The sequence below is a fragment of the Sphingobacterium sp. HJSM2_6 genome (assembly GCF_049316305.1).
GTDB lineage: Bacteria > Bacteroidota > Bacteroidia > Sphingobacteriales > Sphingobacteriaceae > Sphingobacterium.
On record NZ_JBMOXB010000004.1, the window covers coordinates 161,969 to 174,884 of the forward strand.

A 12,916-nucleotide genomic window follows, 5' to 3' on the forward strand; every position below is an offset into this window, starting at 1 on the left:
GGAATTTTTGTTGTCATATGTTTGAATACCAAACTGTTATGTTGCATATTCTTGCTAAAAATTTCAATTCATTTCAATAAAAAATTCTATCTTAGCCAAATATTTACTGTAGACCAATTTATTTTGTTTTCTGAGACTTAGATTGTAAGGCATTTTTCATAATAAAATCACACGATATCGTTTTTCATTTCCTGCTATGAGCATGAATTGGGTATAGGATATCCTTAATTCATTTTAAACCTAAATAACCTAGTTTATCGCCGAACTATTTTCTATTGTTGCGCCATTTACTTTGGCTCACCTGTGAATTACTAGCTGTAAATCGGGTTTCAATATTTTAAATCAAACCAACAATAATAATCATATGAAAATTTTAAAAGTTTTAGGAGTCATTATCGGTGTAGTCCTCGCATTAGTCGTCATTGCTGGATTATATGTTCAATTAGCACTTCCTAAGGTTGAAGTAGACTCCAGTATTTCCATTATTCCAGATTCTACAAGGGTAAAACGTGGGGAATATCTAGCGAATCATGTTGCGGTATGTATGGATTGCCATAGTAAGAGAGATTGGACAGCATTTAGCGGTCCAATAATTGAAGGAACAGATGGTGGTGGGGGTGAGAAATTTGGTCGTAACGAAGGGTTTCCAGGAACGATCTATTCCAGCAATTTAACGCCTTATGGATTAAAATCCTGGACAGATGGGGAAATTTACCGTGCTGTAACCTCTGGCGTAGGAAAAGATGGTCGTGCATTATTTCCACTTATGGCTTACCATCGATTTGGTCAAATGGATAAAGAAGATATTTATTCTATCATCAGCTATATAAGAACCTTAAAAGAAGTGGAAAATGATGTGCCTGCACCTGAATTGGATTTTCCAGTTAACATCCTTAATCGCTTAGGTCCTGGACCAGCAAATCATCAAACGAAACCTGCAACTGGGGACAGCGTATTATATGGAGCCTATCTAATTAATGCGGCTGGCTGTATAGATTGTCACAGTAAAACGGACAAAGGAAATATTGTAGAAGGTAGTGAATATGGAGGAGGTATGGAGTTTTTGCAACCAGCAGGAATCATACGAGCACCAAATATTACTTTTCATAAGAAATTTGGAATTGGATCTTGGACCAAAGAGTTTTTTGTCAATAAATTTAAATCTTTAGCAGATAGTAATGCTAGGGCAATCCATGTCAAACCGAATGAATTAAATTCTCCAATGCCTTGGGCAATGTATGGAGGAATGACGGATGAAGATTTGGAATCTATATATGTATATCTAAGTAGTTTAACGCCAAAAGATGTGCAAATTGAAGTGAGAACTTTTAACAAATAATTAGCCCTCTGCTTGTTAACTTCATTAAATTTTTGTTATCATAGCTGATCTTTAATCAGCATAATTACAAAATGAAATTTGGAAAAGTAGTAGACAGTTCAGGTATAGATTTTACATTGCCAGAAACTAAAAGAGAAACTATAGCGCTTCTCCAAGGAACGAAGGGCAATCAAGTATTTCAATTATATGTTGGATGTGCGCGATGGGGTAGGGCGGATTTAAAAGGCTTTTACCCCAGGGGCACCAAAGACGATCTACAGTATTATTCTGAACAGTTTAATGCCATAGAATTTAATACTACATTTTATCACTTACCGAGCAAAGAGCAGGTAATCAGTTGGTCTGAAAGGACGGTAGATGGATTCAAATTTTTCCCTAAACTGCCGCAATCGATAAGCCATTATAGTCGACTCCTGAATACCGATGAAAAGGTTCTTCAATTTGTGGATACGACGGCTTTATTCGAAGATAAGTTAGGTATGGCCTTTTTACAATTGCGAGAAGATTTCAAACCCAAGCTTTTTGAACGTTTATTTCATTTTTTGCATCATTTTCCCAAAGGATTTCCTTTGGCAGTTGAAGTTAGAAATGAAGCCTGGTTTAATGCCGATATTTCAGCCGACTATTTCCAACTCTTGCAAGATACCCATATGACAAATATGATCGTGGATACTCCAGGTCGACGCGATATTTTACATATGCGATTAACCACTCCTACTGCATTTATTCGTTTTGTAGCGACCAATACAGCGGTTGATTTTGAACGATTAGATGCTTGGGTAGCGGTTATTAAGTATTGGAGGTCCATCGGTTTATCCAATTGTTATTTCTTTATTCACCAACCTATGGAAAAAGAAACAGCATTTTTGGCGAGTTATTTTGTAAAACAACTCAACGAGCTTCTTGATTTGCAGCTACCCATAGCTCAAAAGGTATAAATTAAGAAACGTGTTTAACATGGTTTCCAGTTTTTAAGGCATATTTTTTTGGTTTAATACCCATATATCGGTCAAACAACCTAGAAAAATGACTTAAATTCAGAAATCCCATCCGATATCCTGCTTCACTCACGGAAAGGCCTTCCACGGCGATTAAATGTGCAGCTTCTGTTATTCTCATTTTGAGGTAATAATCGTAAATGCTAAAGCCAAATATTTGCTTAAAAAGCCTTTTCAACTTGGTCTCGCTCATTTGAGCCAATTCGGATAAGGATAGCAAGCTTGGTTGTACACTCAAATCTTCTAGTATTCTTTCTTTAACTTGGTAGATGGATTTAATGTCTTTCGGGTGAATGGCATAGGTTTTTAATTGATCTCTTTTAATTAATCCTTGAAAAACTAAAAATAACAACTCTTTCCCCTTCATATCCACGTATAAGTTTCCCAATTCCTTGGGAACGTTATTTTCAAAAATTTCTTGCAGGACTTGTTGCATAGCTGGATTTAGATCTTCTTCGTAATAGTAGGTTTTGTTTTGGGGCAAGAGAATCTCCTGGTCTATTTCTGAAAGCAATAAACTTAACTCTTTTGGATTGATGGTAATTACCAACATTCGTTGTGAAACAGCATTTTTGAACAGAACCTCATAATCAATATTGGCCGTAGTGATTTTGACATAAGAAAGCCTTCTTAGTTCATGCCTGGTTAATGTATTGTTCTCCGAGTTTGTTGGAACTTCAAAAAATGAAAAGCTGATGTTATGCTCTTGAAGTGGGTCTGCAATTCTTCTTATTATAAATGGCTCTTTGGGATTCACTTGTAGACTAAGTACCTTATAAGAAGAAGCAAATTTATACCCTTTGATTCTACCAAAACCTATATTTTCTTGCAGTATAATTTCCTGATTATGTAATGGGCACTCTAAAGTTTGAGCTAATTTTTCAAGAAAAGTTAACGATTCAAATCCTGTATGGTAGGTAAATATCATAGCAATTCTGGGTTAAAAGTAAGGAGGCCTATATCACATAAATTATGTCGGATAAGACTATTTTTAGGACTAATATACGTATTTATTGCAGTTTTGAGCATTAATTTTGTCCGTATAGTTCAGCATTAAATGGGCGCTAGCTTTATTAATTAAAGGAATATAAAATGAAAACATCACAAAGAAATCCGATAAGCATTACGAACGTCAATTTATTTGATGGTTATACGATGCGAAGAAAGATCACGGTAGTTTTTAAAGAAGGATTGATTACAGCGATTTCAACGCATCAGGCAGTTGAGGGTGAGGTTATCGATGGCACAGGGAAGACATTATTACCTGGATTGTTTGATGCTCATACGCATACTTCCGTAGATAGTTTGCGAAATGCGTTAAAATTCGGCGTAACCACCGAACTGGAAATGATGGGTGGTTTTACAAAGAAAGGTCGTGTGGAGCAACTGAAAAACAGGGATGATATCGCAGACGTTCGTTCCGCGGGAATGGCATTAACAGCTCCAGGAGGCCATCCGGACGAATTGATTCCAAAAGGGGATGGAATTCCAGATTTTGTTTTGGTAGAGCTGGAAAAAATGACAGATGCAGAACGTGAAGTTTTTCTGGAAGCACATCGTCAGGAAGAGGAAGATGCCGAAAACGGCTTGGACATCACTACTGCGGAAGGAGCGATACGGTTTGTACAACGACAGTTTGAAAACGGAGCCGATTATTTCAAAATTATGATTGAGGATGGAAAAGTTATGAATTGTCTTGGATTGCCAATGATTAGTGAAGCAGTAATGCGTGTTGCGGTAGATGAAGCACATCGATTGAACATGTTGGTTATTGCACATGTTTTAACTGCTGAGGCGGCGATGACAGCTGTTCGAATTGGAGTCGATGGGCTTGCACATTTATTTATCGATCGACCAGATTGGACAGCTAAACTTATTGATGCGATCGCTGAACGAAATATATTTGTGATACCTTGTTTAGTTTTAAATTCATCAATTATCGGTAAAGATGCTTCAGAAATGGCGTTTGATCATCGGGTGCGGTCAAAGTTAGATCCCCTTTGGATGGACACGATGTGTTCTTGCTTTAAAACGTTTCCACAAGGAAATATGGAAGATAATTATCGCAATGTTTTGGATTTACATCAAGCAGGTGTACCAATTTTAGCAGGTACCGATGTTTCTGTTCCAGTTCCACAATTAGGAGGCTTGGCGCATGGTGTCAGTGTGCATCACGAGATGCAATTATTGGTGAAAGCGGGCTTATCAAACTTGGAAGCCTTAAAAGCAGCAACCTCTGTTCCGGCAAATGCTTTTAATCTGTTAGACCGAGGATCTATTGAAGTGGGTAAACGTGCTGATCTAATTTTGGTCGATGGGGACCCTTCTGTCCATATTTCAGACAGTTTATCACTTGTTCATGTTTGGAAAGCGGGGGTAAGCTACTAATCTATAAATTCTTCCATGCAGCCTGATGATTCATTCAATCAAAACCTTAATAAAAAAAGGAAAAGAGTGTCGTAATCTGGAATTTGAAACTGATCTTCTTCGGATCTTCTTCGGATCTCTTACAGATCATCAATGGATCTCACAGGGTAAAATGCGATTGAGATCCAATGATGATCCGCATTTCATGCAATAAAAAATAATTCTTGCGTACAACTCGAATGCTGTTTGAATGTAATCGCTGGGGGAAAAAGTTTTTTCAGCTATGGGCATTTTAAAATGCTACAAAATACAAGGGAAAACTAGGGCAATCTGTTGGCGATGAAATGGATTGCTTTAGTTAATTTTCCTGCGGTATTTTAAATAAAACAACGCTCCTTTTTTTATTTTTGTTTAACGATTAAGTTCTTTATCAAGAAATATTTTTGCCCTAAAATGCCTATGAAAACCGTGATACAATCAATTTTTTGCCTTACTTTATGCCTGATGCCTATTTATGGTTTTAGCCAAAAAGTGCCTGGAAATGTCGTTTGCTTTAGTGCTGTTGATGAACAGAAATACATTGGATCGCCTAGTTTAGTTGTTATGCCCAATGGGGATTATGTGGCATCTCACGACTTTTTTGGGCCTCAAAGTTCCGAATGGCAGCAAGCTGAAAGCCGAATTTTTATTTCCAAAGATCAAGGGAAAAAATGGAAACAGGTAAGCACGATAAAAGGAGCTTTTTGGAGTTCTTTATTTGTGCATCAAGGAGACTTGTATTTTTTAGGGCCAGATCGGCATCATGGGACGGTATTGATTCGTAAATCGAGCAATGCTGGGAAAACCTGGACTCAACCTACCAATAGAGAAAATGGCGTTTTATTAACAGGTGAATTTCATTGTGCACCCATGCCTGTCGTATCCTATGCTGGTCGGTTATGGAGACCAATGGAAACGGCTCATGGACCCGTGTTGGAATGGGGAAAGCGATATGCTGCAATGGTGATGAGTGCTGATGAAAATGCCGATTTATTGAATGCGAAATCTTGGCAAGTGTCCAACGCTGTTCCATATCAATCGCACTATCTTAGTGGAAACTTTGGAGGCTGGTTAGAAGGCAATTTTGTAGTCGGGAAGGATCAGCAGTTGTGGAATATTTTGCGGGTAGACGATCGTTCAACGCAGCAAGAGAAGGCCGCCTTTCTTAAGCTTAGCAAAGATGGTAAGCAACTGAGTTTTGATGAGTCTACGGGTTTCCGAGAATTTCCTGGAGGAAGCAAGAAATTTGTGATCAAATACGATGAGCCTTCAGCAATGTATTATACCCTTGTGAATGTAATCCCTGAAAAATATGCTAAACAATTTCCAGACCGGAGTCCAAGTACCTTTAGAAATGTGCTAATGCTGCGAAAATCTAAAGATTTAACCGATTGGGTAGATGTGAAAATTATATTGGAACATGAGGATGTCATCTATCATGGGTTTCAATATGTAGATTGGCTAATCGAAAATGATGATCTGATATTCTTATCCAGAACGGCCTATTTTGATGGGAATAAAAAGGCGAAAAACAATCATGATGCAAATTATTTAACCTTCCATCGAATTGAAGATTTCCGAAAGTTATAAGACTTATTTATCCGTATGATTTTCCCAGCAGCTTGGATTGTGTAAAACCAGGATCTCTAAAGTGTATCTATGGAAAAAGGCTTATCCAGCAATAGCAAATTATCGTTCCCAATGGATGTCTCTTTTCGTTATTTTTCCGGGGTTTCCGGCGATAATAACATGTTCTTCTTCAAAACTTTTAGTTATTAAGGCATTGGTGCCAATAATATTATTACTTCCGATTATGACACCTTTTAGTATTTTGACATCATAACCTACCCAAACATGATTTTCTATGCTTATACTTTTTCCTTGATTGATTCGATCTCGGTTCATGTTATTAATTGGATGCCAATCTTGTGGCCAAATAAAAATGTTGCTGCTAAACATACAATCCTGACCTACTGCTATCGTTAAATGATCCTCTGCAATTTGAAAATTTACATTTTCTTCTATCGTTGTATTTTCTCCAATGCTAATACGGCCATGGTTACACACTTCCCAAAGTAAACCACTTTGATAGGTAACATTTGAATCTAAAACGATCAAATTGTGATTCCCACGGATGTAAATTTTCACCTCATACAGACGACAATTTTCATTAATGATAACTCGATTATGGTCTCCTTCCACATCTATCGTACAATTTTTAAGGATAGCGGATGGATGAATCTCGAAAATGTTGTCTACTCCATGTATTTGTTTTGAAGAAGACCGGTTTGTTTTATTTAAATAATATTTTGCACGTTTAAGTTTTTCCGTAATTGATGGATATTTATTTAAAAATTGTTTAATGGATTGTTTCATAGCATATTTTAGGTGGCGTTCAAAAAATAATAGCAACGAGTCAATTGACCAAACTATTCTGATAACTATTCTTTATTCATATTATGAGATTCAGGGGCTAATGGGATAAGCGGCATTAATTCAAAATTTAATTGTTCTTTAAAATACGTATTGCAGTTTGCTACATAAATATCATTTCTTTTTAAACTGGTATTGTCGCTCCATAAATTAACCACTTGAGAATCTGGAATAACGTACAATAATTTTGTGTTATTTTTTGGGCTTATATATTTCACATTTAACTTATTGTAATAAGTGCAAAACCATAACCAAACGTCATCTGCTTTAGGTGTAATTTTCATAAATACTTCTTTATTAAACACCTCCTTGGTCAATTTGTTTTTTAAGAATAGTACGCCACCTACACCTTCTGCATATAATGTTTTTCCTTCCTGCTGGTTTCTTGTTAAATGAAACCAATTGTCATATGGTTCTATGGCGTCATCTGTACGATAAACTTGTACGGCTTTATAGGCAAAAACATCGAAATCTGGATGGTTATGTTTACCTTGAATAAGATCTTTTAACCAATCCACATAGTATACAACATCATCATCACAAATTACAATATCTTTCTGATCACCATAAGCCTTAAAGGCATAAAAATATTTACTATGACAACCTAAATCTTCTTCCATTTCAATTAATTCTATAATTCCCAATTCCAGATGATCCAATAAGATGGAGTCTGTTTTGGCATAGAGCAGATCTTTAAATCCTTTTGGGACATAAATTAATATTTTTTCGGGCAGTATACTCCCCGCTAGTATGGATAGAACGGTATATTCGAAAATATGTACCCTCGGCCCATAGGTGGTAAAGGAAACATATAGGTTTTTTTCCACAGGTTTTTCACGATAGGTTTTTAAAATGTGGTTCCGTCTGTATTTTAAGTTTTCATAGGTGCCTTTCACCAATATTCTTAGCAGACTCTCTACTTTATGTCTTAAGTTAATTTGTTTCATACTTTTATCGGTTAAGAATCTTGGATAGTTTGTTGATAAACTTCCTCATATTCAGAAGCGGCCTTATCCCAATTAAATTGTTGAGACCAAGCAGTTATGGCTTGTTCATCAGTTGGCCTGTTTAAAAGCGCTGGTAGTTCTTCTAATGCGAAATTTTTTAAGTATTCTGCATCGTCTGATTCTAAATAATACGCAAAATCACCACCTATTTCTGGTAAAGAACAATGTTTAGACAGTAATGTTTTTTTACCAAATCTCATGGCTTCCACGACAGGTAATCCAAAGCCCTCTGCATAGGATGGAAAAGCAAATAAAGAACAATCGCGATATAACCTATATTTATCTAGTTCAGTAACTGGACCTGTAAGCTGTACTCGATCACTAACACCTAATTGTTCTGCAATGCGTAGAATTTGACTATGGTACGTTTCATCTTGGATAAAACCTGAAATTACAAGGTGTAGGTTATTTCCCAATAATAAATAGGGTAGAATATGGAAATTCTTCTTGCGAGCGATAACACCTATACTAAATATATAATTGCCCTTGGTGAAATACTTGTCTTGATCTAATTGATTAATGATTTCGGGATCAATGGAACAGCCATTGTGTATGACTTTAACAGACTTTCCATTTAAATCGCAATATCTTTCAATGTCTGTTTTTACATAATGGGATATTGCAACAATTTTAGTAGATATATCAATATTATATTGGAGAATAGCTAAATCTTTCGCGATGTCAGCTGCTGTTTTTTCTTTTAAAAAATTTAAATCATGTATGGTTAATACAATTTTTGAATCTTTTTGTAAGGGTAATAAATCCGTTAATTGATAAGTTATGTGCCAAATTTGGAATTTAAACAAATGTCGGTACAAATAAGTGTACCAGCGATAGGAAATTAAGTTGATCGGGCTGTCAACTTTGAATACATGATTATGATTCATGCGAAGAAAATAAAAGCTATATTTTTTGCTAAATAATCTTCCTAAAGCCTGACTCAGACTTTTGCAATAATTAAAGTGTCCATTAAATGGATTACCAGTTAAACCAGCTTCAACTATGATTTTTACTTTCATGATTATGGGTTGGTAAGGAATAATGGCATCCGTTTTTGGATAAGCCAGCATGAATATAGCGCAAACTTCATTTATATGAAAAGTAAAATGTAAGATTGTAAGTTATTAATGACGACAACAAATATTATTGTCTGGAATGTAATTCAATTGCTACACATCCATGGTTTGAATAGGAATATTTCTTTATTCATAATTGGTCATGTAAATATAGAATTCCATCATTAATATTCGTCAATAAGTCCAATTTTTTTTCTTTTTGTTTCAATAAAATACATTGAATATTAATTTAAGTGCTCGATGTGGTAATTTTCAGTGAAATTCAACTAATAAATTTTTATTTTTTGGAATAACTTAATAGCTTTACACTCATAACTATTATTAAAATTAAACCAATTATTTGGATACTCGACCAGAACCGAGTTGTTTCCAATTAAATTTATTTTTTGTCAAGAATTGATAGAGCTTCCATAACCGCTGTGTTAGGTAATGGTCTTTTATGATTTTTAAAATATAAGTTTGTTTTTAAATAGACAGCCGAGAGAATTAACAATTAGAAAATAAATTTTGCACGTTAAGAAATGAAATTTAGAGAGAAGATTGGGATTATTCAGCCTTATTTTTTTCCTTATTTAGGGTATATAAGTTTAATCAAACATACCGATCGATTTATTTTATTAGATAGTGTTCAATTCATTAATCGAGGATGGATTGAAAGAAATCGGATAATTAAACAACATGAAGGTTGGCTGTATATTCAAGTTCCTTTGATTAAAACCAATGGAAGTCGGAGTTTAATTAAAGATTGTTTAATTGATAATTCAAAGCCGTGGAAAGAGAAAATATTAGCTCAATTAGAGGTTTATAAGAGAGTGGCGCCTTATTATCAACAAACTATTGATTTTATTAAAGGGATCTTCTCCAAAGATTTTGAGGACATCACTTCCCTGAATAAGCATATTCTTATAGAACTTTGTAATTACTTAAATATGCCTAGGGAAATTTCTGTGTTTACAAAAATGGATTTACAAATTGATCAACCTCAAGAGGCTGATGATTGGTGTTTAAATATATGCAAATCCTTAGGAAGAAAATTGACGTATGTTAATCCGATTGGTGGATTGAATTTCTACAATCGGGAGAAGTATCATCGAGCGGATGTTGGCATATTTTTTCATTCCATAAAATTGAAAGCGTATAAACAAGACAACCGTAATTTTGAACCTGGCTTATCTATATTAGATGCGCTGATGTTTAATTCTAAAGAGGAAATTCATCAGATGCTGGATCAATATGAGTTGAATTAGCATAATAAAAACCACTATCTAAGTTAAACTCATAGCATTTTAGACCTTTGCTGGATTACGCTTTTCTAATGGAGCTATCCTAATTCTTGCAGATCAAGGAGAAGAGTTCCTAAATTTTAATATTTTTTTGGGTAAATTTTCGATAAAAAAGTAGGAGGATAGGGGGGATGATCATAAACAATACTTCCTTTATTGATTTCTTTTCACCTTGGTTTTTACTTTTTTTAAAGAGCTGGTATTTCTCTTTATATTGATCTTCTTGCTCAAGGATTTGCTTAAACTTGGTTAAGTTTATGTCCATCACTTTATTATTGCGCATAAGACTAGATTGATGTAATCTGATTAGGGTTTTTGTTTCCGGTAAATAGCCTATATGTTGCATAACATATCCGTTTATACCACATCTTAAGTTAAATTCCCAATCTTCAAGAGCGGAAAGCCGTTCGTCAAAACCTCCAATTTCTTTAAATATTGAAGCTTTATATAGGGGTGAGCTAATTACGAAAGGGTTTTTTTCAAAAAATAAGGCTAATCGATCTGTTTGATCTGTCCGATCGATGCAGACTTCAGGTAAAAAATTGTTTCTACCAATAATCCTAGTAAATTTAGGGCCTTCAAAACTTTCAAAATATCGATAGCCGGATAAAATAAGATCAATATCTTGATCAAAGAATTTTGAGGAGGCGAGTAATTTATTTTTCTCTATTAAATCATCACAGTCTAAAAATTGAATCCAATTTCCTTTTGCCGTTTGCAAACCTGTATTTCTAGCGCTAGATATTCCTTGATTTTTTTGTTTGATGTAAATGAATCTACTGTCTTTCAAAAGCCATTCCTTCACGATTCGATCCGTTTCATCTGTACTTCCATCATTGACAATGATGCATTCCCAATCTGTAAAATTTTGGTTTAAAACAGAATCTAAACATTCTTCCAAATATTGCCCTTGCATATAACAGGGTACAACGATGGATATTTCTGGAAACATATAAATTAGTTTATGTGATTTTTATAATTAATAAATTTTCTATTCTACTGATTTTATAGAAAACGGTTTGTCGAAAGAATTGTTTGTGCAATTTCGTCAACCCCCTTATTTTCATGTATTAAGTGGGTTTTTGTGTTTTGAATATGATTCTTTACCGTTGTGTTTTTAAAAATTTTCCGAAGATAATGATTATTATTAATTGAATGTTAATTTTTAACAATCCATTTAATCAATAGGATATTGTTTGCACACTCTTTTGATCAATATAAACTAATTTGTCTCATTTTGTACTATAAGGTTAGTTGCTTGTTGTTTTAGTGCATATTGTTGTAACAATGCCTTTCAGGTGTACCTAGGGGGAAGTATTTTATCGCTGAAACGCGTAAGGTTTCATAAGGACGGTTGCAGGGACTAACAACAGCTCGAAAAATGTAGAACAAAAAAAGCTTCTCTAGAACAGAGAAGCTTTTTTTAAGTAATCAGTTGCTTGAAATAAGAGCACTTTGTTAAACTACAAGCGTTCTGATATTTCGAAGCAAATTATTCTAAAGTAATTTATTTTTTTTAAGACTCAGCCAAGATTTTCATATCATCGATACCAACTGTTAATGTTTGTGCCCCCTCTTTGGGGAACATATAGAGTCTAAAAAACTTTATCGCATTAAGGTCTATATTTCCACCGGTTACTCCCGCATCTTTAAACTTTAATTTCATCTGATTCCATCCAGCTTTTAAATTAAAATTGCTAGGAATAATAACCCAAGTAAGCTCTTCTTTATCGGGCTCTCCAGAACTTGTAAGTTCTATCTGACCTATACTTGCATTTGGCTCTAACTGATCTGGATCTGAAATATACAACCAGAAGTGTAGCTCGCCTTGCGCAATTCCAACCTTAGCATTTAAAGGCGTGGCAAGATTATGTTGCATAATAACGAGACCATCAACCTTCGTTTTTATGGACGATTCGCCTTCTTTCTTATCGGTATTATCGAGAAAGCTGGCTCCTGAAAGTCCCCAACCGGACAAGCTTTCAGCCAAATTGAAGACCGCTGGAGGTGGAAGGATCGCAATGACACCTAGGGTAATTCGATTTCCGCAACCTGGATTTCCAATCATTGCTTTCCTAACGGTATACACGCCAGGAACACTAGCGCCAACATCCACTTGACCAGTTTGTTTGTCTAAGATTACCAGGCCTTCGGTGGAGGTAAATTCACCAGCTATTTCCTCTCCTGATTCAAATTTGGGTGTAATTACCAAATTATCTCCTTGTCGAAATGGTGTGCCCTCATAATAAAATTGAGAAACACAAGGAGCAATCGCCTCTTCTTCTGCACAGGAATTAATGGTTAAAAAGCTGATAATAAACAAGCTTTTTACCGTGTATTTTTTGATATGCTTTAATAGATTATTCATGATTAT

Annotated in this window: 11 protein-coding genes; 5 read left to right on the forward strand and 6 right to left on the reverse strand. The window is 35.0% G+C overall.

The window, feature by feature from the left end; translation table 11 throughout:
- The first annotated feature begins 364 nt into the window (after nucleotides 1-364).
- The gene (locus ACFRAE_RS05595; RefSeq protein ID WP_422796145.1) at nucleotides 365-1,339 is read left to right on the forward strand and encodes a c-type cytochrome; all 975 of its coding nucleotides are present in this window, start codon (nucleotides 365-367) and stop codon (nucleotides 1,337-1,339) included.
- A 71-nt stretch (nucleotides 1,340-1,410) separates the two neighbouring features.
- The gene (locus ACFRAE_RS05600) at nucleotides 1,411-2,277 is read left to right on the forward strand and encodes a DUF72 domain-containing protein (protein ID WP_422796146.1); all 867 of its coding nucleotides are present in this window, start codon (nucleotides 1,411-1,413) and stop codon (nucleotides 2,275-2,277) included.
- Between the two features lies 1 nt (nucleotide 2,278).
- Here the strand turns inward: ACFRAE_RS05600 and ACFRAE_RS05605 are convergent, their stop codons facing one another.
- The gene (locus ACFRAE_RS05605) at nucleotides 2,279-3,265 is read right to left on the reverse strand and encodes a helix-turn-helix transcriptional regulator (RefSeq protein WP_422796147.1); all 987 of its coding nucleotides are present in this window, start codon (nucleotides 3,263-3,265) and stop codon (nucleotides 2,279-2,281) included.
- A gap of 164 nt (nucleotides 3,266-3,429) precedes the next feature.
- Here ACFRAE_RS05605 and ACFRAE_RS05610 point away from each other — a divergent pair, with 164 nt between their 5' ends.
- Together ACFRAE_RS05610 and ACFRAE_RS05615 are read left to right on the forward strand one after the other, a co-directional pair.
- Entirely contained in the window at nucleotides 3,430-4,725 is a 1,296-nt protein-coding gene (locus ACFRAE_RS05610; RefSeq protein WP_422796148.1) for an amidohydrolase family protein, read from the forward strand.
- Nucleotides 4,726-5,172: 447 nt separating this feature from the next.
- Nucleotides 5,173-6,333 (forward strand): sialidase family protein, encoded by a 1,161-nt coding sequence (locus ACFRAE_RS05615; protein ID WP_422796149.1) that lies wholly within the window; start codon nucleotides 5,173-5,175, stop codon nucleotides 6,331-6,333.
- 99 nt (nucleotides 6,334-6,432) lie between these two features.
- Here the strand turns inward: ACFRAE_RS05615 and ACFRAE_RS05620 are convergent, their stop codons facing one another.
- The 3 genes from ACFRAE_RS05620 to ACFRAE_RS05630 form a co-directional block, all read right to left on the reverse strand.
- Complete coding sequence (locus ACFRAE_RS05620) at nucleotides 6,433-7,119, reverse strand: acyltransferase (RefSeq protein ID WP_422796150.1); 687 nt, start codon at nucleotides 7,117-7,119, stop codon at nucleotides 6,433-6,435.
- A gap of 65 nt (nucleotides 7,120-7,184) precedes the next feature.
- Nucleotides 7,185-8,123, reverse strand: coding sequence for a hypothetical protein (locus ACFRAE_RS05625; protein ID WP_422796151.1), 939 nt, complete (start codon nucleotides 8,121-8,123; stop codon nucleotides 7,185-7,187).
- 11 nt (nucleotides 8,124-8,134) lie between these two features.
- Complete coding sequence (locus ACFRAE_RS05630; protein ID WP_422796152.1) at nucleotides 8,135-9,253, reverse strand: glycosyltransferase family 4 protein; 1,119 nt, start codon at nucleotides 9,251-9,253, stop codon at nucleotides 8,135-8,137.
- Between the two features lie 527 nt (nucleotides 9,254-9,780).
- Between ACFRAE_RS05630 and ACFRAE_RS05635 the strand changes: the two genes are divergently transcribed.
- Entirely contained in the window at nucleotides 9,781-10,506 is a 726-nt protein-coding gene (locus ACFRAE_RS05635; RefSeq protein ID WP_422796153.1) for a WbqC family protein, read from the forward strand.
- A gap of 109 nt (nucleotides 10,507-10,615) precedes the next feature.
- Here the strand turns inward: ACFRAE_RS05635 and ACFRAE_RS05640 are convergent, their stop codons facing one another.
- Nucleotides 10,616-11,494, reverse strand: a complete 879-nt coding sequence (locus ACFRAE_RS05640; RefSeq protein WP_422796154.1) for a glycosyltransferase family 2 protein — start codon at nucleotides 11,492-11,494, stop codon at nucleotides 10,616-10,618.
- Between the two features lie 564 nt (nucleotides 11,495-12,058).
- On the reverse strand, nucleotides 12,059-12,910 hold the full coding sequence (locus ACFRAE_RS05645; protein ID WP_422796155.1) for a hypothetical protein: 852 nt from the start codon (nucleotides 12,908-12,910) through the stop codon (nucleotides 12,059-12,061).
- Nucleotides 12,911-12,916 lie beyond the last annotated feature (6 nt).